General features: G+C 41.4%; 14 protein-coding genes. 11 read left to right on the top strand and 3 right to left on the bottom strand.

All coding sequences use genetic code 11. From position 1 onward, the window contains the following. Positions 1-179: 179 nt before the first annotated feature. Genes G587_RS0105005 through G587_RS0104995 form a run of 3 tightly spaced genes read left to right on the top strand, consistent with a single transcriptional unit; the run spans position 180 to position 3,739 of the window. Positions 180-1,973: an AAA family ATPase gene (locus G587_RS0105005; RefSeq protein ID WP_026491352.1), complete on the top strand. Its 1,794-nt coding sequence runs from the start codon at positions 180-182 to the stop codon at positions 1,971-1,973. Positions 1,974-2,003: 30 nt separating this feature from the next. Beyond that, positions 2,004-2,993 (top strand): metallophosphoesterase family protein, encoded by a 990-nt coding sequence (locus G587_RS0105000; protein ID WP_026491351.1) that lies wholly within the window; start codon positions 2,004-2,006, stop codon positions 2,991-2,993. Then, positions 2,993-3,739 carry a glycerophosphodiester phosphodiesterase family protein gene (locus G587_RS0104995; protein ID WP_026491350.1) on the top strand — a complete coding sequence of 249 codons (747 nt, stop codon included), beginning with the start codon at positions 2,993-2,995 and terminating at the stop codon, positions 3,737-3,739. Before G587_RS0105000 ends, G587_RS0104995 begins: the two co-directional genes overlap by 1 nt. A gap of 19 nt (positions 3,740-3,758) precedes the next feature. On the opposite strand, the gene G587_RS0104990 is transcribed toward G587_RS0104995, so the two are convergent. Then, positions 3,759-5,303 (bottom strand): hypothetical protein, encoded by a 1,545-nt coding sequence (locus tag G587_RS0104990; protein WP_026491349.1) that lies wholly within the window; start codon positions 5,301-5,303, stop codon positions 3,759-3,761. A 184-nt stretch (positions 5,304-5,487) separates the two neighbouring features. On the opposite strand from G587_RS0104990, the gene G587_RS0104985 reads away from it, so the two are divergent. The 4 genes from G587_RS0104985 to G587_RS0104970 all read left to right on the top strand — a co-directional run bounded on the left by G587_RS0104985 (position 5,488) and on the right by G587_RS0104970 (position 9,894). Then, positions 5,488-6,336, top strand: a complete 849-nt coding sequence (locus G587_RS0104985; protein ID WP_026491348.1) for a Uma2 family endonuclease — start codon at positions 5,488-5,490, stop codon at positions 6,334-6,336. Between the two features lie 100 nt (positions 6,337-6,436). Next, complete coding sequence (locus G587_RS0104980; protein WP_026491347.1) at positions 6,437-7,720, top strand: ATP-grasp domain-containing protein; 1,284 nt, start codon at positions 6,437-6,439, stop codon at positions 7,718-7,720. Between the two features lies 1 nt (position 7,721). Beyond that, on the top strand, positions 7,722-8,951 hold the full coding sequence (locus G587_RS0104975; RefSeq protein ID WP_026491346.1) for an N-acylneuraminate cytidylyltransferase: 1,230 nt from the start codon (positions 7,722-7,724) through the stop codon (positions 8,949-8,951). Positions 8,952-9,021: 70 nt separating this feature from the next. Beyond that, positions 9,022-9,894: an N-acetylneuraminate synthase family protein gene (locus G587_RS0104970; RefSeq protein WP_026491345.1), complete on the top strand. Its 873-nt coding sequence runs from the start codon at positions 9,022-9,024 to the stop codon at positions 9,892-9,894. A gap of 111 nt (positions 9,895-10,005) precedes the next feature. Here G587_RS0104970 and G587_RS0104965 read toward each other — a convergent pair whose 3' ends face one another. Continuing rightward, positions 10,006-11,145 (bottom strand): DegT/DnrJ/EryC1/StrS family aminotransferase, encoded by a 1,140-nt coding sequence (locus G587_RS0104965; RefSeq protein ID WP_026491344.1) that lies wholly within the window; start codon positions 11,143-11,145, stop codon positions 10,006-10,008. A gap of 234 nt (positions 11,146-11,379) precedes the next feature. Here G587_RS0104965 and G587_RS26110 point away from each other — a divergent pair, with 234 nt between their 5' ends. From G587_RS26110 to G587_RS0104945, 4 genes are all read left to right on the top strand, one after another. Continuing rightward, the gene (locus G587_RS26110) at positions 11,380-12,957 is read left to right on the top strand and encodes a flagellin N-terminal helical domain-containing protein (RefSeq protein WP_242830035.1); all 1,578 of its coding nucleotides are present in this window, start codon (positions 11,380-11,382) and stop codon (positions 12,955-12,957) included. A 92-nt stretch (positions 12,958-13,049) separates the two neighbouring features. Further along, entirely contained in the window at positions 13,050-14,756 is a 1,707-nt protein-coding gene (locus tag G587_RS0104955; RefSeq protein WP_026491342.1) for a glycosyltransferase family 2 protein, read from the top strand. Positions 14,757-15,189: 433 nt separating this feature from the next. Continuing rightward, positions 15,190-15,522 (top strand): hypothetical protein, encoded by a 333-nt coding sequence (locus tag G587_RS0104950; protein WP_022760825.1) that lies wholly within the window; start codon positions 15,190-15,192, stop codon positions 15,520-15,522. 106 nt (positions 15,523-15,628) lie between these two features. Next, complete coding sequence (locus G587_RS0104945) at positions 15,629-16,900, top strand: UDP-galactopyranose/dTDP-fucopyranose mutase family protein (RefSeq protein ID WP_026491341.1); 1,272 nt, start codon at positions 15,629-15,631, stop codon at positions 16,898-16,900. Here the strand turns inward: G587_RS0104945 and fliD are convergent. Next, positions 16,884-18,179, bottom strand: a complete 1,296-nt coding sequence (gene fliD / locus G587_RS0104940) for a flagellar filament capping protein FliD (protein WP_026491340.1) — start codon at positions 18,177-18,179, stop codon at positions 16,884-16,886. The genes G587_RS0104945 and fliD overlap by 17 nt on opposite strands. Between the last annotated feature and the right edge of the window lie 131 nt (positions 18,180-18,310).

The following is an 18,310-nucleotide window of genomic DNA, read 5'->3' as shown; positions in this document are numbered from 1 at the left end:
CTCAGAATTAAGTGAGTATTTTGCAAAGCTCAGAGTAGCGTATGAAAATAATGTAATCTCTGAAGATAATGTCAGACAATTATCACTTATTTAAGAGATATGAATCATTTTAACCTTTTTAACCTCAAATTGAAAAATGAGGTTAAAAAGGTTAAAATATTCTTAGGGGTATAGTTGATATGAACAGCGAAGATATTAATAGAGTTAAAAAGCAAATTGGTAGCCTGCCTCCTGGGAATATCGTGATAAAGCGGATAAATGGCAAGGAATATGAGTACTGGCAATACAGGGAAAGTGGCAGACAGATAACAAAGCGAATTAAAGGCGAGGAACTTGAAATTCTGCGTAAGCAGATTGAAGAGAGAAAACGCCTTGAAGTTATGCTTAAAGCGGATAATGCTTCAAAACTTCCTGCTGAAATAATTGGTAAAGTGTTTGTAGGACATGGCGTTTTGGCAGATTCTTTCATAAGGGTAGGAGATGAATTAAAGGAATTTTCTGCTCCGGTGAGAGATTACAAGAAAAGAGATTGCTTTAGCAAACTTGAAGACTACCTTTATTCGCCGGTAAATGATAGAGTGTTTATTCTTTATGGCCTTCGGAGAACAGGAAAGACCACTATGATCAGACAGGCTATCAACGACATGGATGCGAACAAATTATCCAAAACAGCTTTTATTCAGGTTAATGCTGGGGACGATATTTCATCCTTAAATAAATATATTCGCGAACTTGAGAAGAGTGGATATAGATATCTTTTTATAGATGAAGTTACCCTTATGGATGATTTCATTGAGCAGGCAGCTCTTTTTTCCGATATATATGCCAGCAGTGGTATGAAGATAGTTTTGTCGGGAACGGATTCTCTTGGATTTTTGTTTTCTCAAGACGAGCAGCTTTATGACAGGGCAATAATGCTTCATACAACCTTTATCTCCTATGGTGAATTTGAACGTGTGCTGGGGATACAGGGTATTGATAATTACATAAAGTATGGTGGAACAATGAGTCTTGGCGGAGTGAACTACAATCAAATGCCAACGACCTTTTCAAATGTAAAGAGTACCAATGAATATGTAGACAGCGCTATTGCCCATAACATCCAGCATTCTTTGAAGAACTATCAATATGAGGGGCATTTTAGAGGATTGGCAGATCTTTATGAAAAGGGGGAGCTTACAAACGTAATTAACAGAATAGTAGAGGATATGAATCACAGTTTTGTTCTGGAGGTTATTCAGAGGGCTTTTGTATCTCATGATTTGGGAATAACCAGAAATAATCTTAGAAAAGATAAAAAAGCTCCTTCAGATATTCTGGATGATATTGACACATCAATGGTTACAGAGAGATTGATGGCTAAACTGGACATTCATGATGTTAACGGAAAGACAGCTATTGTTGAGACTACTCATATGAATGAGGTGAAGGAGTATCTCCTTTTGCTTGATCTTATCGATACAATTGAAGTGGTATCTTCTTCAGGGAGTAACAAGAACAAAGAGCGAATAGTGTTTACCCAGCCGGGGCTTCGCTATTCACAGGCAGAAGCGTTGGTTTCATCCCTTCTCCAGGATGATATATTTCGTGATATAGGTATAAAAGACAGGCTAAGAATTACGGAAAGGCTACTTGATGAAGTTAGGGGAAGGATGATGGAAGATATCATCCTGTTAGAAACTAAAAAAGCATTCCCTGATAAAGAAGTGTTTGTCCTGCAATTTCCTGTAGGTGAATTTGATATGGTAGTATTCGACCGTGGAAGTATTAGTTGCCAACTATATGAGATAAAGCATAGTGACAAAATAGTTTCAGAACAGACAAGACATCTTGTGGATAAGGAAAAATGTGAATATGCCCAAAAGCAGTATGGAGACATTGTGGGGAAATGTGTTATCTATAACGGAGTTACTTCGTGTGAAAACGATATTAAATATACTAATGTCGAGGACTACCTCAAGTTTTCTACATAATGACCGATCTGGCAAATAAAGTAATAACTTATGGAAATGACTAATAACAAAAACTATAAATGGATATACACATACGATTATGCTCCTGAATCCATCTGGGATCCATGGCGTGATGGCATTGAGTCAGGCTGGATTCGGGATGAGGCGGAGGCAGTAATTGGCAGGCTCCGTAGCGGTTTGCCTTGTTATATTCTGTTGACTGATTCCCACTATGTTATCAATGGAACCTGGGATGATACTTTTGCAAGTATGAAGGCAGTATTCGAGAAGCTGCAAGAGAAGGGACTGGGTGCTCTTGCTGGTATTATTCACCTTGGGGATCTGACAGATGGGCTTTTGCCATTAATTAAGACCAGGCAGTTTGAAGATAGATGTATCAGTGATATGCAGAGCCTTGGTGTGCCGCTTTATCTGGTTCCTGGGAATCACGATTACAATTATTTCAGGGGGAATCCGGAGGTTGTTTATCCCGATACTCCGCAATTTTACGTTGATAAAGAAGATGAAAAGCTTCGAATGATTTTTATTGATTCCTTTGATCCCAAGGAGCAGGTGAGGTATGGCTTCACGGATTATTGCATTAATTGGCTTGATGCAACTCTTAGCAATATGCCGGAGGATTTGCATGCGGTGATTTTTTCCCATGTCACACCTCTTATAAGGCTTCAGGCCTGGGCGAAGGATATTAGAAACAGAGCAAAATTGATTGATGTTCTAAATAAGCATGCGGAAAAGATTCTTGCCTTTATCAATGGGCATAATCATTGTGATCACTTGTTTAATGACCTTAACAATGGTATGTTTCCGATTATTTCCATCAACTGTGCAAAGTGTGAATATTTCCTTGAACACAAGCCTGAAGGTTCGGTTGTTCCGGAGAGGGCTTTGGGGGATAGAACACAGGAGAGTTTTGATATTTTACAGATTGATGCAGAGAATGGGAAAATGTATTTCACTAGATTTGGTGCCGGAAGTGACAGATATGTTGAAAATCACAAGGCTTATTGGAGGAATATTTAATGAAGATATGGGCGCACAGAGGCTGCAGTCAGAATTATCCGGAGAATACTTTGACTTCCTTTGAGAAGGCGATGAATATTGAGGGTCTATCCGGGATTGAACTTGATATCCAGCTGACCAAGGATGGCGAGCTTGTTGTTATCCATGATGAGAAGGTTGACAGAACTACTGATGGTATCGGATTTGTCCGGGATTTTACCCTTTCTGGACTTAAGGCTCTGCATATTAGAACCGGAGAGGAGAAGGCTGAGTCTATACCTACAATGAGGGAAGTTTTGGAATTGCTACGCTCTAGGTTGCAGAACGGTTTGAAGCTGAATATTGAGCTTAAGAACAGTGTTTATCCATACCCGGGGATGGAAGAGAAGATTGTAAAGTTAGTCGCTGAGTATGGGCTTCAGGATGCAATTGTGTATTCAAGTTTTTATCCTAATTCATTGTTGAAGGTTCATGAATTAGAGCCTGACGCTAAGTTGGGAGTTCTTAATGGCTCATTGTCCAATTGTCTGTTCATGGCGCTTGGAATTGAAGATTTGCTTAAGCTTGAGAGAGGAAGCATTGCTCTTCACCCCAGTGGGAATGGTCTGGATATCCCTGCCGATATGGTTAGCGGGAGAACTGTCAGGGCGTGGTTTGGCGGCCACCTTTATCCATCTAAGCCTACAGGTGGCAGGATGGATTTTGTGCGATTTGAAAATGCCGGAGTCACTAATGTATTTATAAACGAACCTGAGGTATATTTGTAATATAAAAGACGCAGCGTAATCACTGCGTCTTTGCTATTTCTAGAATCTTATCAATTACTATCTGCATATCACTCTTGATATCATTTGAAAACAGTGTGCCGAAATGTCCTTTGGCATTGTCTGACTGTTTCTTGTAGTAATCCGGGTCAGTTATGTAATGGAGTACGTCACTTATCATTTCCTCGTAGTCTTTACAAATGAAATCATCTCCTGCGAAGGATGCAACATCGCTGTCTGCAAGGGTTGTTACTGGGATTCCTATGCGCATTGCTCTTGTGGCACCGCCGGCACCACCGGAACGCTTGGGGTTAATGAAAAGGTCTATTATCTGTAAGGCACTAAGGAAGTCTTTTCTATATCCAAGACGGGTAGAACGTTTTTCTAGTATGTCTGGAAGCTTTTGTTCAAAGGGACCTATGAAAACAAAATGGGCTCTTGGACTTTGCTCGGCGATGGATATCATTACCTGTCTGAATTCTTCGGTTACTTCACGTTCTATTCTGTTTCCGATAACGCCGATTGTGAAGGCGTCTTCGGGAATACCAAAGGCTTTTTTTGTGTATTTGTCTTCCGTTGTTTCCTCTTTATAGCCAAAACCAGTCATTTTAAAATATATGGTTTCCTGCCTGCAGGCTTTGACATATTCTGTGGTTTCGGGAAGGATGTCACCTGCCTGATATCTTGCAAGCAGATGCGCGTCTGATACTTCAAGTCCGTGAGTTACAGGCATGGCAGCGTAGGTTGTCATTGAGCGCCAAATTTGATCCATGCGAGGAAGACCGTTTATCTGCCAGATGAATTCCGGCCGCATTCCATAGATTTCGCCGATGAATGAGAGCATGTCAGTTCTTGATGCTTTATTTATATCAATTTGGTAACAGTGAATTATCTGATCGTGATAGTTGATTCCGTATTCTCCCCAAGTGTCAGTGTAGTTGGGCATTACAAAATCGCCTGTCCAGATTTTTGAAATTTCATTTGAATCTATAGGCTCGCCGATGACGACCATGAGAACTTCATAACCGAAATAGTTCTGAAGATGATGGCAAACAGAAAGCACGATATTTGTAGGAGCGTGTCGCTCGCCAAGGAGCTGATAGGTTGTTACAACCGCAAACTTATGATTTCTCTTTTCATACGGAATCATCTCGATGTTGGCATCGAGTTCTTTCAAATATCTCTGTGAAATGTACCTGTGGAGGGTTCTTCTGATTGCGTAGTCATCAAGTGCCCCATTTATGAATCGCTGGTGATAGGTCTGAAAATGAACAGCCGCAGTAAGATTCATGTTCAGAGCTCCGGTCATGATGACTTCTTCAGCCTTGAACATGTACTTCATGTCTGGAGCAGCCCAGTAAACAGCAGACAGCACCATGAGATAGAGCTGGGCATCTGTTGCAAAGCTCTGGTCAAAAAGAGGCAGCAGCTCATCAGCTGTCCAGCCCTCCTGCTTTAATGTGTCGCCAAGCTTCTTTGTAAGGGGCTCATAGGCCTCAGTTCTATATGGAAAATCTGCTTCTATGACTGTTGAGATCAAGTTGCATAATGCTTCAAAGTTCTTCATTTTCCCCCTCCGATAATGAAAACTGTTAATGTAATTATATCAATAAATAGACGGCGTGTGAGATTATTTTTTATGAGAAAATGGCGTCTTCCCGCTGCTTTGATATTGACTAAAGATATTATGAGATATAATATGATATCATAATAAGTCTTATGATATGGTTTGAAATGAAAAGAGGTGCGATATGACTATAGATGAAATGAATAAGATAAAAGAAACAAGAGGATATAGTTTCACGCAGCTTTCAGATTATACCGGAGTTCCGGTTGTGACTTTGCAGAGAATTTTTACTGGCGTAACTAAAAGTCCCAGGAAGGCTACTCTGGATGCCATTGAGAAAGTTCTTAAGGGTGATGAATCGATATTTAGTGGGAAGGCTTATTCCTATGGCGAGAAGAGTTCAGTTTCATATTCGGATTATGAAGGAAAGACAGGGATGCTCTCAGAGAACGAGCCTATTTACGGGGCTAAGAAGAATGGAGAGTATACGGTAGCAGATTACTACGCTCTTCCGGATGATAAAAGGGTTGAGCTTATAGATGGCTATTTCTATGATATGACCGCGCCGAGGACTATTCATCAGATAATCTGTGATCTGGTTTTTAACTCGATATACAATTTCATTAGGGAAAATAAGGGGTCATGTATACCTATTTCATCACCGATCGATGTTCAGCTTGACTGTGATGACAAGACTATGGTTCAACCAGATATCATTATCGTGTGTGATGAAGATAAGATTAAGGACAGAGTTGTTTTTGGGGCACCTGATCTTATTATAGAAATATTGTCTCCTTCGACCAGGCGAAAGGATATGTTTGTTAAGACAGACAAATATTGTAATGCAGGGGTAAAAGAGTATTGGATGATTGATCCCAAGAAGAAAATCCTTATTGCCTACAATTTCACTGATGAGGATGTAGTACCGGTTATTGTTCCGCTCAAAGGGGAATTTGCAATGTTTATGTATGAGGGAAAATTGAAGGTTAATCTTGATGAAATTGCCCAGATGATAGATAGGTTTACAAGATAATCCTAACCATGGTCAGGGTGGTTATTTTATCATGAATGTAATAAAATACTAATATAGATGGTTTATTGTTTCTTGCGTGTTAGCAGTGCGAGGGGGCATTGTGCAGAAAAATATACTTATATTCCCGGCTGGGACCGAGATTGCATTCGAAATACAGAATTCTTTGAAGTATTCCAAGTTTGTGAAAATCTATGGTGGGACAAGTGCGTCCGACCATTCTGAGTTTACCTATGCCCATTTGATAGACGGTTTTCCGTTTGTTGATGACGATGGGTTCCTGAGTTATCTCAACCAAGTAATAGATGAAAATAGCATAGACTGCGTATATCCTGCTCATGACAGTGTTTGCATGTTTTTTAGTGAACACAGAAATGAGATTCATGCGCAGGTGATAATAGCTGATGAAAAGACCACTGGCATTTGTCGTTCCAAAAAGAAAACCTATGAGTATTTTCAGGGTGAGGATTTCATTCCGAAAAGCTATGGCTCAGCAGATGAGGTGGATAGCTTTCCAGTGTTTGTAAAACCTGCAGTGGGGCAGGGCTCAGTTGGTGCATCTAAGATAAATAATAAAGAAGAATTAGAGATTGCGTTATCTTCCGGAAAAGAGCTTGTTATCTGCGAGTACCTTCCGGGAGTTGAGTACACTGTGGATTGCTTCACAGATGGTGACGGCAAGTTACAATTTTGCAGGCAGAGAAATCGTGAGAGGATACGAATCGGGATAAGTGTCAGAACCAGAAGTATGGAAACTGATGTGGAAGTAAAGCACATAGCAGATACACTTAATTCCAGGCTGAACTTTAAAGGTGCATGGTTTTTCCAGGTGAAGAAAACTGCTGATGGAAAATATAAGCTGATGGAGGTCTCTCCAAGAATCCCAGGAACAGCGGGACTTTACAGGAACAGCGGCGTGAATCTTCCGATGCTTACGCTATTTACCTTCTGGGGATATCCTGTATCGATAATTGAAAATGATTATGACATCGTTCTGGACAGGGCTTTTTACAGTGCCTTCAGAATAGATTTTGATTATAACACGGTTTACCTGGATTATGACGATACGCTGACGCTGGAAGATAAGGTGAATGCAGATGTCATGCGCTTTATATACCAGGCAAGAAATGCCGGAAAAAGAATCATCTTACTAAGTAAGCATTCTACTGATCTCTATGTAGATCTTAAGAAGGCAGGAATCTCGGAAGAGCTGTTTGAGGAGATTAGCGTTCTTAGCAGAGAAGAGGAAAAGAGCGATTACATAAAGGAAAAGAAGGCGATTTTCATAGATGATTCCTTTGCAGAAAGAAAACGAATTAAGGATAAGTGTGGAATCCCTGTTTTTGATGTGGATATGATAGAGAGTCTGATTGACTGGAGAACATGATATGAACGTAGCATTTATTCCCGTGCGTGGGGGTAGCAAATCAATACCGCTTAAAAACATAAAGCCAATATGTGGAAAACCACTTGTGTATTGGACTGTTAAGGCTGCCTGCGAGTGTGATGCAATTGATAAGGTGTACGTTGCAACGGACAGTAAAGAAATTGAAAAGGCGCTGGCAGAAAACTGCGATTTCCCTAAACTCCAGGTAATCGGTCGTTCAGCAGAGTCTGCCTCGGACACTGCATCCACTGAATTTGCAATGCTTGAATTTGCAGAGAACTATGACTTCGACAACATAGTTCTTATACAGGCTACATCTCCGCTTCTTACTGCGGATGATTTAAACAGAGGGTTTGATGCGTTTAATGAAGAGGGCACAGACAGTGTGTTGTCAGTTGTTCGTCAAAAGAGATTTAACTGGAGTATTGATGAAGACGGCTTTGCGCACCCGTCTAACTATGATGTTTTTAATAGACCGAGACGTCAGGAGTTTGATGGATATTTTGTGGAAAATGGAGCTTTTTATATTACTTCCAAGGTTGATCTCATGAAGACTAGGAATCGTGTGTCGGGAAATATCAAGGTAGTTGAGATGCCGGAAGATACTTTCTTCGAAATAGATGAGCCCTCTGACTGGGAGATAATAGAAGGACTCATGAAAAAGCGCATGACAAAGGGACTTAAGGATGTAGCGGGCAATATTCTTGAAGGAGTAAATAGGTTATACACAAGTAGTGATGATAATGAGCTGAAATCTGAGAACGACATTCCTGAAATTAAGATGTTTCTTACAGACTGTGATGGTTGCCTTACCGATGCAGGCATGTATTATTCTCCTGAAGGTGACCTCCTAAAAAAATACAACACCAAGGATGGAATGGGGATCCGCCTTCTTAGAGAACACGGAATTCTTGTGGGTATCGTAACCGGAGAAAATGTCGATATAAATAAGAGAAGAGTTGAAAAGCTCAAGATGGATATCTATGAGCCCGGATGTAGAGATAAGAAGAGCGTAGTTGAAAGGCTATGCAGGGAACATGGCATCAGTCCTGAAAATGTGGCTTTTGTCGGTGATGATGTAAATGATCTTGAGGCTTTGAAATATGTGGGATATCCCTGCACTGTTGCGGATGGACATAAATCAGTTAAGGAAGCTGCGAGATATATCGCTAAGGAACCCGGGGGACATGGAGCGGTAAGGGATATAATTGACCATATTCTTGGACTATAAAGGCTTTTATCACTTGGCTGATAAAGTAAATATTTGCAAATTATTGTTTTGACAACTACTTGGAGGCACTATGGAGTACAGAAAACCAATAGTTATAGCTGAAGCAGGTTGTAATCACATGGGACAGATGGATATCGCCCATGAGCTGATAAATGTGGCGGCCTATTTTTGTAAGGCTGATGCCATCAAGTTTCAGAAGCGTTGTCCGAAGGAGCTTCTGACTGAGGAGCAGTACAATGCCCCTCATCCAAATCCCTATAATTCCTACGGGAAGACCTACGGTGAGCACAGGGAATTTTTGGAATTCGATGTGGATCAGCACGCTCAGCTAAAAAAATGGTGTGAGGAGGTTGGAATCATATATTCTACTTCCGTATGGGATATGACCAGTGCAAAAGAGATTACGAGCCTTGATCCAAAGTTTATCAAAATCCCATCTGCCTGCAATACTCATTTTGAGATGCTGGAGTGGCTCTGTGATAACTATGAAGGTGAGATGCAGCTTTCCTTCGGAATGACAAAGCGTGAAGAAGAGGAGCAGATAGTTTCTCTATTTGAGAAGAAGGGACGAGCAAAGGATCTTGTACTCTATAACTGTACTTCGGGGTATCCTGTACCCTTCAAGGATGTCTGTCTTCTCGAAATCACACGTATGCGTGAGCAGTATGAAGACAGAGTAAAGGCTATCGGTTTTTCCGGACATCATCTTGGTATCGCGGTGGATGTGGCTGCCTATACTCTTGGAGCAAACTACATCGAGCGTCACTATACCCTTGATAGAACCTGGAAAGGCACTGATCATGCGGCTTCCCTTGAACCGGACGGAATCCGTAAATTAAAGAGAAATCTAGACGCTGTCTACGAAGCGCTTCGTTACAAGGATTCAGAGATTCTTCCTATAGAAGAAGAACAGCGGAAGAAATTGAAATACAGAAAGCATTGATTTACAAAAACATTCCAATACAAAAGGCACTAACATAATGTAACCAATACGGAACATCAAAAAATTAGCCATAGATATCATCAAATAGCGATGAATCTATGGCTTTATTTTTTAATATTTTTGCGGATTAAGAACTATATCAATAATTCTATCCTGATCTTCCGGACTAAGATCCTCAAATATAGGAAGCATCAGTACGTGGTCTGCCATATCTCGTGCACAATCAAGAGCGCAGTTTTTGTACTTGTTCTTGAAGCATGCCTGATCGGATGTTATGGGATAGAAATATTTTCTGGGATAAATTTCATGTTCCCTCATCTTAATGTATAGCTCATCTCTGGTACATTTGTATCCATCACCAATGATAATGGGATAATAAGCGTAGTTCCTGGTCACGTCATCTCTTGGGGTGAGCAGCCTTATCTTGGGTACGCGAATAAGTACGTCTGTGTATCTGTCATGGCATTTTTCGCGGGCTTTTATTGCGGTTTCTATATGTTTTAAGTTGCAAAGTCCCATGATGGCACATAACTCGTTCATCTTGGCATTGGCTCCGACTTCAACAACAAGCTCCTCGCCTCGGATTCCGAAGTTCTTTAAGTTGTAGAGCTTTTCATATAATTCGGGATTGCTGAAAACTGAGCAGCCACCTTCTACAGTATTGAACACTTTCGTCGCATGAAAACTGAAAACTGATGCGTGTCCAAGATTTCCCACGCCGCGATAAGTCTGATTTCCATTTGCATCGGTGGTTATCATTTTTTCACCAAAAGCGTGACAAGCATCATATATGACTTTTAGGTTATATTTATGAGCGATCTTTTCGATTTCTTCATCGTTGCAGATGTTTCCATATACGTGAACAGGCATGATGGCAACGGTGTTTTCTGTTATCAGATCCTCAATTTTACTTTCGTCAATTGTTCCATCCTCTGGTTTTACATCACAAAACACAGGATTCAGTTTGTTTCTTACGATAGCGTGGGTGGTTGATATGAATGTGTATGGAGTGGTTATGACTTCTGATCCTGCAGGAAAACCGAAAGATTGTAATGTGAGCTCCAGTGACAAATGTCCATTAACCATCAGTGATACGTAAGGCACGTCAAGATATTCCTGGAGCTGTTTTTCCAGTTCTTTGTGGTATTGGCCCATGTTGGTGAGCCAGTGTGAATCCCACAATGGCTTGATTGCTTCTATATATTCTTCATAGGATGGCATTGAAGACCTTGTCACAAATATTCTTGCCATGAGTTTTTCTCCCCCTGCAATAATGCGTACAAAATGGCATAGTTCTGCCTATATTCTAACAAATTGATATATGTAAATGTACGAATTTTAGTTAAATAATTATTAAAACTTTATAATATTATTCTATTTTGAAAAAACTAATCATTTTTGCAAATATGTCCGAAATAATTATCAGGAAAATGAATTGCTGGACATGGACGTCGTGCAAACGAGATCGGGTAAGGAAGTGGGAATATGAGAATTCAACATAACCTTCCGTCTATGAATAGCAATAGACAGCTTGGAATAACTACATCAGAAAATGCAAAGAGTGCTGAAAAGCTCTCTTCAGGATATAAGATCAACAGGGCAGCAGATGATGCGGCCGGTCTTTCTATTTCCGAAAAAATGAGACGTCAGATTCGTGGTCTTGATAGGGGATCACAGAATTCTTCTGACGGTATTTCCATGGTTCAGATTGCAGATGGTGCAATGGCAGAAATTCACGATATGCTCCACAGAGGCTCAGAGCTCTCGATTCAGGCAGCAAACGGAACAATGAGCTATGAGGACAGGCTTGCCTGTCAGAGAGAAATCGAGCAGATTAAAAAGGAAATTGATGCAATCCAGGAGAGGACATATTTTAATGAGATTCAGGTGCTGAAGGGCTCTGAGATTGAGTATCAGTATAAGATGATAGAACCCGGATACAAAAAGGGTGATCTTATAGTAGAGGGAGGAGTTTTGCCTACATGGCTTAGCGACACAATTGATGAGGAGTCATTAAATGGAGGCGTGCTTGGGTCACAATATTATAAAGAATATGAAGATGGATCAACTGATGGACCCTATACAGCAACATTCATGGACTTTGCTGACTTTTCACCATCGAAGCTGAGCAGTCTTAATGGACGAGGCTTTCATACGACATGTTGCACATGTAATAGAAGATTTAGTATAAAATTTGATGCGACATCTAATAAAAATAACAGGGATGTCAGTGGAGAGCATTTTGTCTATACCATAGGAATAAAGGATTGTAAAAATGCCGATGATGTTATTGATAAGATAATAGATGGAACTCAGGGTGGAAGGCCTGAAAGTCATTTTACGATATTTGAAAAGAAAGGAACACAACTTGTAATTTACGATAGAAGAAAAAATAGAAAACCTAATCGTGAGCAGCAAAGGGGTATTTTTGGAGAAGGCTTTGCCCACATTGCCACTGAGGATAAGGATCCCGTATATGAATGGAGATACGGACCTAAGTATAAAAATGCCAACGTTCATGCCGGTGCTGATGCGGATATGACTAACAAGATTTTCATGCAGCTCCCCTGCGTATCAACAAAGGTGTTAAATCTTCAGGATGTAAATGTTGCCGCGGATGAAGACTGGAAAGGTAAAATGACAGTTGAAACCGAGGATGGAAGCATAATGAAGTATTCCGACCTTTCACCTGGTGAGAGAGCCAGCATTGTAATCGGACGTCGCCCCGGAGAGTCATTAAAGGCCTACAGAGCAAGACTTGAAGAAGAAAATACATGTACTGGTGCAAGACTTGGAATTCAGAGATTTAGTGAAGCACTCGCTTATGTCAGCTCTGAGCGTTCCAGAATGGGAGCTTATCAGAACCGCCTTGAACACACCATAAGAAATCTCGATAATGTGGTGGAAAATACTACCTCAGCAGAGTCCAGACTTAGAGATACGGATATGGCAAGTGAGATGGTGACATTATCAATGAAGAATATTCTGGTACAGGCAGGACAGTCAGTGCTTGCGCAGGCGAACCAGACCCCTCAGGGTGTAATGTCTCTGTTGCAATCATAATTTGGTATTAAAAAATCCGTTCTCCCGTGAATTTATCATGAGGTTGCGCTATAATAATTACTATAGCTATTGATAAAGCTTTAGGGGGGAATATGAAAGTTCATACTATCAAGGAACAACGTGAATCTGCGGAGTCTTTCATTTTACGTGCAGGAGAGTTCGAACAGCAGGGAAGCAGTGTGGATGAGTATGCTGTGCTGATCGAGGGGCTTCGTGCGCACTATGATAACTATGAATTGTATTTTATGCTTGGTTTGTATTACCGATACCGTAATGCAGACCAGGCTTTTTTATGCTTTGAAAATGCCCTTCACTACTGTGATGAGCCCGAGGACGAGAAGATAATCCGTGAAGCGATAGAGGATGTCAGGGACAGAGTAAGTGTCCGCGGAACATCGATAGTCGTGGTGGCCTACAACGATATGGAGCTTTGCAGGGAGTGTCTGCATGCTATCAGAAGATATCTTCAGACAGACAGCTATGAGGTTATTGTCGTGGACAATGCTTCGACAGACGAGGGGCTTTTGAGATTCTTAAGGGAGCAGGCAGAAGGTGACAGCCATATTAAGCTTATAGAGAACGAAAAAAATGAGGGCTTTCCTGTGGGCTGTAACATCGGTCTCACCGCAGCGAATCCTGAAAATGACGTATTTTTCCTGAATAACGATGCGATACTTATGCCAAATGCGCTGTTCTGGATGAGAATGGGACTCTATTCTGACAAACGAAATGGGGCAGCAGGTGCAGTGACTAACTGTGCGCCTTCCCAGGAGGTGTCCATGGAGTCTGTGGAGCCTTATCTGAAAAAAGCGCCAATGGAGGAGTCACGCCCGTTATCTAATCTTTCAGCCAATCTTATAAAAACATCGGACAAGCAGGAAGAGTCAGAGAAAACACCCAAAATAGACAAGAGTGCTTCAAGCGATGTGACTATTACAGGAGATTTTGCGGATCTCCCAGAGAAGAAGCATACTGAGGAGCACCGCTGGTGGAGAACCATAAGTCTTGACACAGCGCTTGAAACTGCCAAAAGCTACGCCAAGGATCACAATGTTCCTATGTGGAATCCCATTGAAGTGAGGTGCAGACTCACAGGCTTTGCCATGCTATTAAGGCGCGAAGCCATAAATGGGTTGCTTCTAAAAAATACTGATGAAGAACAGAGCGGCAATAATGAAAAACTCATTCTTTTTGACGAGCGCTTCTCTCCCGGGTATTTTGAGGATGATGACTTAGGAATCCGTCTTTGCCTTGCAGGCTGGAGACAGATACTTTGCCACAATGCCTTCATATATCATAACGGTGGCAGCGGCTTTGCGGATAAAAAGGATGCAATGGAAGCCGGACGCGACAAATTCAAAGAGAAGTGGGGCTTTGATATCTGGAATTACACCCTTCCGGAGGATGAGAAGATCACGGCTCTGATGAGCGCCATCGCAGAGCGGGATGTGACAAAATCAGACAAGAAACTAAGGCTCTATAACAGGGTGTTCAGAATCCTTGATATTTCAGCAGGCATGGGAAATACCTTATCTGCCATAAAATATCAGATGCCGGACAGCTTCACTGCAGGAATTACAAATGCGGACGTTTTTGCAGGGCTTTCCAAGTTCATGGCGGATGACATGATCTCCGGAGATCCTGAGCTTGTGACGTTCCCCTGGCCTGAGCACAGCTTTGACTATATTCTTGTAGGGGATATGTCTGAAGGCGCAGAGAGCCCGGAAATGCTTCTTCGTAAACTGAGAACATATCTTAGATATGATGGGCAAATTATCAATACAGGTACGGAAACGTGATAACTTTGTGGAACGAAAAAACGCAAAAATAATTCAGATTATTTTCGAAAAGTTGTATGTAATTCCGTTAAATATTTTGAAATTTACTAATTATTCTAAATATTTTTCTGTTTTATTGTCGAATGAGTAAATATTTAAGAAACGAAAAAGAGTGTATGAGTTCTGAACAGGACACAAAAAGTTCAGATTTCATGCACTTTTTGTCATTATGTCCAAAAATCGCTGATAAATTTATTGAATTTTATTATAAAATTTAAGAAAAAAATAAGTGACGAAAAACCGTTCATAAGGTATACTTGAAACTGCTACAAAATGACGCAATAACATTTAGTGTCCTTTTGCATGTTCGGATTGGAGTTTTTATACAGGGATGTATTTGTCAGGATTTCGGTCTGAATGAGAAATATAATAGGAATAGATAGGAGGTAAAGATATGACGAAGGCTGAAATACTTAAGCGAGAGATCTTAGCGCAATACAAGAGTGTACGACAGTTCGCAATAGACATGTCGATTCCATATAGCACACTGGTAACAGCATTAGACAGAGGTATTGAGGGTATGGCATACGGTACAGTAATCCGCATGTGCGACAAGCTCAATTTGAACCCTGTTGATTTCAGTACTCTTGAGAAGGGTACAGACCTTGGCAACAAGATTGTTGAGAACCGCGTTATGCAGCAGTATGTTAAGCTCAACAAGGTTGGACGCAAGAAGGTGCTTGATTATATGAGCGATATGACAGCTCTTGAGAAATATCAGGCATAAGATTTTCTATTATAATATGTAGAAATATGTAACCCGGAAGGCGATATATGCTTTCCGGGTATTTTTATGGTACAATTTCATACAGTAAAAGATTACGGAGGAAAGTATGAAGTACGATTATTTGGTAGTTGGGGCAGGATTATTTGGCTGTGTTTTTGCACATGAGATGGCAAGAGCCGGTAAAAATGTCCTGGTTATAGACAAGAGAGCGCATGTAGGTGGAAACATTTACACAGAGAATCGCATGGGAATCAATGTTCACATGTATGGCGCTCACATTTTTCATACATCTGATAAAAAGGTTTGGGAGTATATAAACAGATTCACGGAGTTTAATCAGTATATCAACTCACCTGTGGCTGTTTTCCATGATGAGCTCTATAACCTTCCTTTTAATATGAACACATTCAGTAAGCTGTGGGGAATCCGCACTCCCGACGAGGCTCGCGCCATCATTGATGAGCAGGCTAAGAAGGAGGTTAAGCGCATCCTGAAGGAGCGTGCTGCGAATGGAGATGAGGCAGCAGCCGAGGCACTTGATGTGTCAGCAGCCAGTGGACAGGATATCCGCGAGGGCTTTGAAGCAGCTAACCTCGAGGAGCAGGGACTTTCACTTGCCGGACGCGATGTTTTCGAGAAGCTCGTAAAGGGCTACACCGAGAAGCAGTGGGGTAAGGATTGCAAAGAGCTTCCTGCATTTATAATAAGAAGACTTCCCTTCAGATTCATCTATGATAATAACTATTTCAATGACAGATACCAGGGAATCCCCATCGGAGGTTACACTTCTATTATAAAGAAGCTTCTCCTTCAGGAGTCTTCTGAGAACGCTTCTGAAAATAACTTAAGCGGCAGTATCACTGTTAAAACCGAGACTGATTTCAAGAGCTTTATGAAAATGGATGGCGATGTTCCTGCAAAGCCCTTTGCTTCTGTATCCGGTGATACCTTCGATAAGATTCTTTACACAGGTATGATCGATGAGTTCTTCGGTTACAAGCTTGGTAACCTTGAGTATAGATCCCTCAGATTCGAGACAAAGGATCTTCCCGAGGTGGATAATTACCAGGGTAACGCCGTAGTAAATTACACTGAGCGCGACATTCCTTATACAAGAATAATCGAGCACAAGCACTTTGAGTTCGGTCAGGGAGAGGGAACCATCATTACCAAAGAGTATCCTGCAGACTGGAAGCCGGGAGATGAGCCCTACTATCCGATGAATGACGAAAAAAACAACGAGCTCTTTGCTGAATACAAAAAGCTCGCTGATAGATTTGGCGACGTTCTGTTTGGAGGACGTCTTGGTCAGTACAAGTATTACAACATGGACCAGGTTATCGCTGCTGCACTTGAGATGGTCAGCAGTAATTGTTAAACATCATACCGCTATACTCACTTGTGATATACGGTGAAGGATTATCGGTGCTATGCGGGTCTTTGTAATTGAAAACAGGCCGTTCCACATATTTCATGGGATCTACGGATATTTCATCTGTTTTATTTACAAGGGCCTTGGCGAAATCCTTAAGCGGTGCAATAACTTCTTTCGGGGGCTCTGCTCCCGATTTTTCTCTTAGTAGCTGTGCATTATAATCTATTCTGCCATCCTCTTTTAAGGCTATTCCGAATTCGGCTGTTCCCTTCAGATGACTTTCTGCGATTGCAACTGTTTCTCCCACCAGCTTGGTGTTCTTTACACCTGTGCTCTGGACGTTACTTACGCTGTCGATAAAGGTGTTGTAGCCATTTACGAGAGATCTTACATTTTCTACAAGGGCATCACTTTCGTTTTTAACACCGATTGTAACAGGAGAGCCTTCATCAGTAGGTGCTCTCAGGGTTATTTCGAACTCGTTTCCAACCGTAAATCTGTTGGAGGAGGAGCTGTGCTCTGTTCCGTTTAATGAAAAACGGGCATTTGTCGGTTCCTGAGCTATCAGGTTAAGTCCGAAATAAGATACGCTGCCACTGTTTTCAGAGGTCTTGGACTCTGCGACTTCGAATCTGAGATTCTGTCCGGGCTTAAGTCCGGTGTCGCTGGAACCTATGATAAGAGTACTCTTGCCATCGGCGCTTTCCTGCATGCCTGCGATGAGTCCGATTCCTGCCTTATTAATAAGACGGGAGAGCTTAGCCTGAATATCGTGGTTGGTGTCGCCTTCTCTGATACTGTACTGGAACTCGTAATCGTGTCCGTTGATTCCAACATTGAATGCGTAGCTTCCTTTAGGAAGAGCAGTTTCTTCATCGGGAACAAGGAAGTGACCGGCGTTTATCTGGTTGGTAGCCAGATGACTTACTTCCATATTAAATTCGGAAGTTCCGCCATCACCTTTTCCTACATATTCTACTGATACCTTTTCGGGATCGGATGAGACTGCTGACTTTTTACCAAGAGAAGCACTTTCTTCATTATTTATAGATTCAAGCTGACTTTTCAAAGCCCGGGCATGCTCTTTAATACCCACGGCCTCAGCCTGAGCATAGTCATCCTGTTTCAAAACATGAAGAGGGGATTCTTTGTTGATCTTTGCAATAGATTTGTAGACACTCTGCAGTTCGCTCTTCTTATGCTTGTCTACATTTGCATTTTCTTTTGCGACGTATGTTGACGCGAAATGGTTATAAGCTTCATTAATACCAATGCCTGCCATGCTGCCCCTCCTTTCTTCCTTGATGTCGTGCGAGTGCTTCTGCCAATCCTTTGGCAACCGACACGAGGGCATACAAAGACATGTTTTATTACTATAACATTATCATCCGGTAAGCAAGAGCGTCAATTAAA

The organism is Butyrivibrio sp. XPD2002 (assembly GCF_000423945.1).
Taxonomy (GTDB): Bacteria; Bacillota; Clostridia; order Lachnospirales; family Lachnospiraceae; genus Butyrivibrio.
Note: the sequence above shows the minus strand (reverse complement) of the source record. Positions and strands in the feature narration are given on the sequence as shown.

Coding starts and splice junctions, on each gene's coding strand:
- G587_RS0105005 (WP_026491352.1), top strand. CDS start 180: ATGAACAGCGAAGATATTAATAGAGTTAAAAAGCAAATTGGTAGCCTG.
- G587_RS0105000 (WP_026491351.1), top strand. CDS start 2,004: ATGGAAATGACTAATAACAAAAACTATAAATGGATATACACATACGAT.
- G587_RS0104995 (WP_026491350.1), top strand. CDS start 2,993: ATGAAGATATGGGCGCACAGAGGCTGCAGTCAGAATTATCCGGAGAAT.
- G587_RS0104990 (WP_026491349.1), bottom strand. CDS start 5,303: ATGAAGAACTTTGAAGCATTATGCAACTTGATCTCAACAGTCATAGAA.
- G587_RS0104985 (WP_026491348.1), top strand. CDS start 5,488: ATGACTATAGATGAAATGAATAAGATAAAAGAAACAAGAGGATATAGT.
- G587_RS0104975 (WP_026491346.1), top strand. CDS start 7,722: ATGAACGTAGCATTTATTCCCGTGCGTGGGGGTAGCAAATCAATACCG.
- G587_RS0104970 (WP_026491345.1), top strand. CDS start 9,022: ATGGAGTACAGAAAACCAATAGTTATAGCTGAAGCAGGTTGTAATCAC.
- G587_RS0104965 (WP_026491344.1), bottom strand. CDS start 11,145: ATGGCAAGAATATTTGTGACAAGGTCTTCAATGCCATCCTATGAAGAA.
- G587_RS26110 (WP_242830035.1), top strand. CDS start 11,380: ATGAGAATTCAACATAACCTTCCGTCTATGAATAGCAATAGACAGCTT.
- G587_RS0104955 (WP_026491342.1), top strand. CDS start 13,050: ATGAAAGTTCATACTATCAAGGAACAACGTGAATCTGCGGAGTCTTTC.
- G587_RS0104950 (WP_022760825.1), top strand. CDS start 15,190: ATGACGAAGGCTGAAATACTTAAGCGAGAGATCTTAGCGCAATACAAG.
- G587_RS0104945 (WP_026491341.1), top strand. CDS start 15,629: ATGAAGTACGATTATTTGGTAGTTGGGGCAGGATTATTTGGCTGTGTT.
- fliD (WP_026491340.1), bottom strand. CDS start 18,179: ATGGCAGGCATTGGTATTAATGAAGCTTATAACCATTTCGCGTCAACA.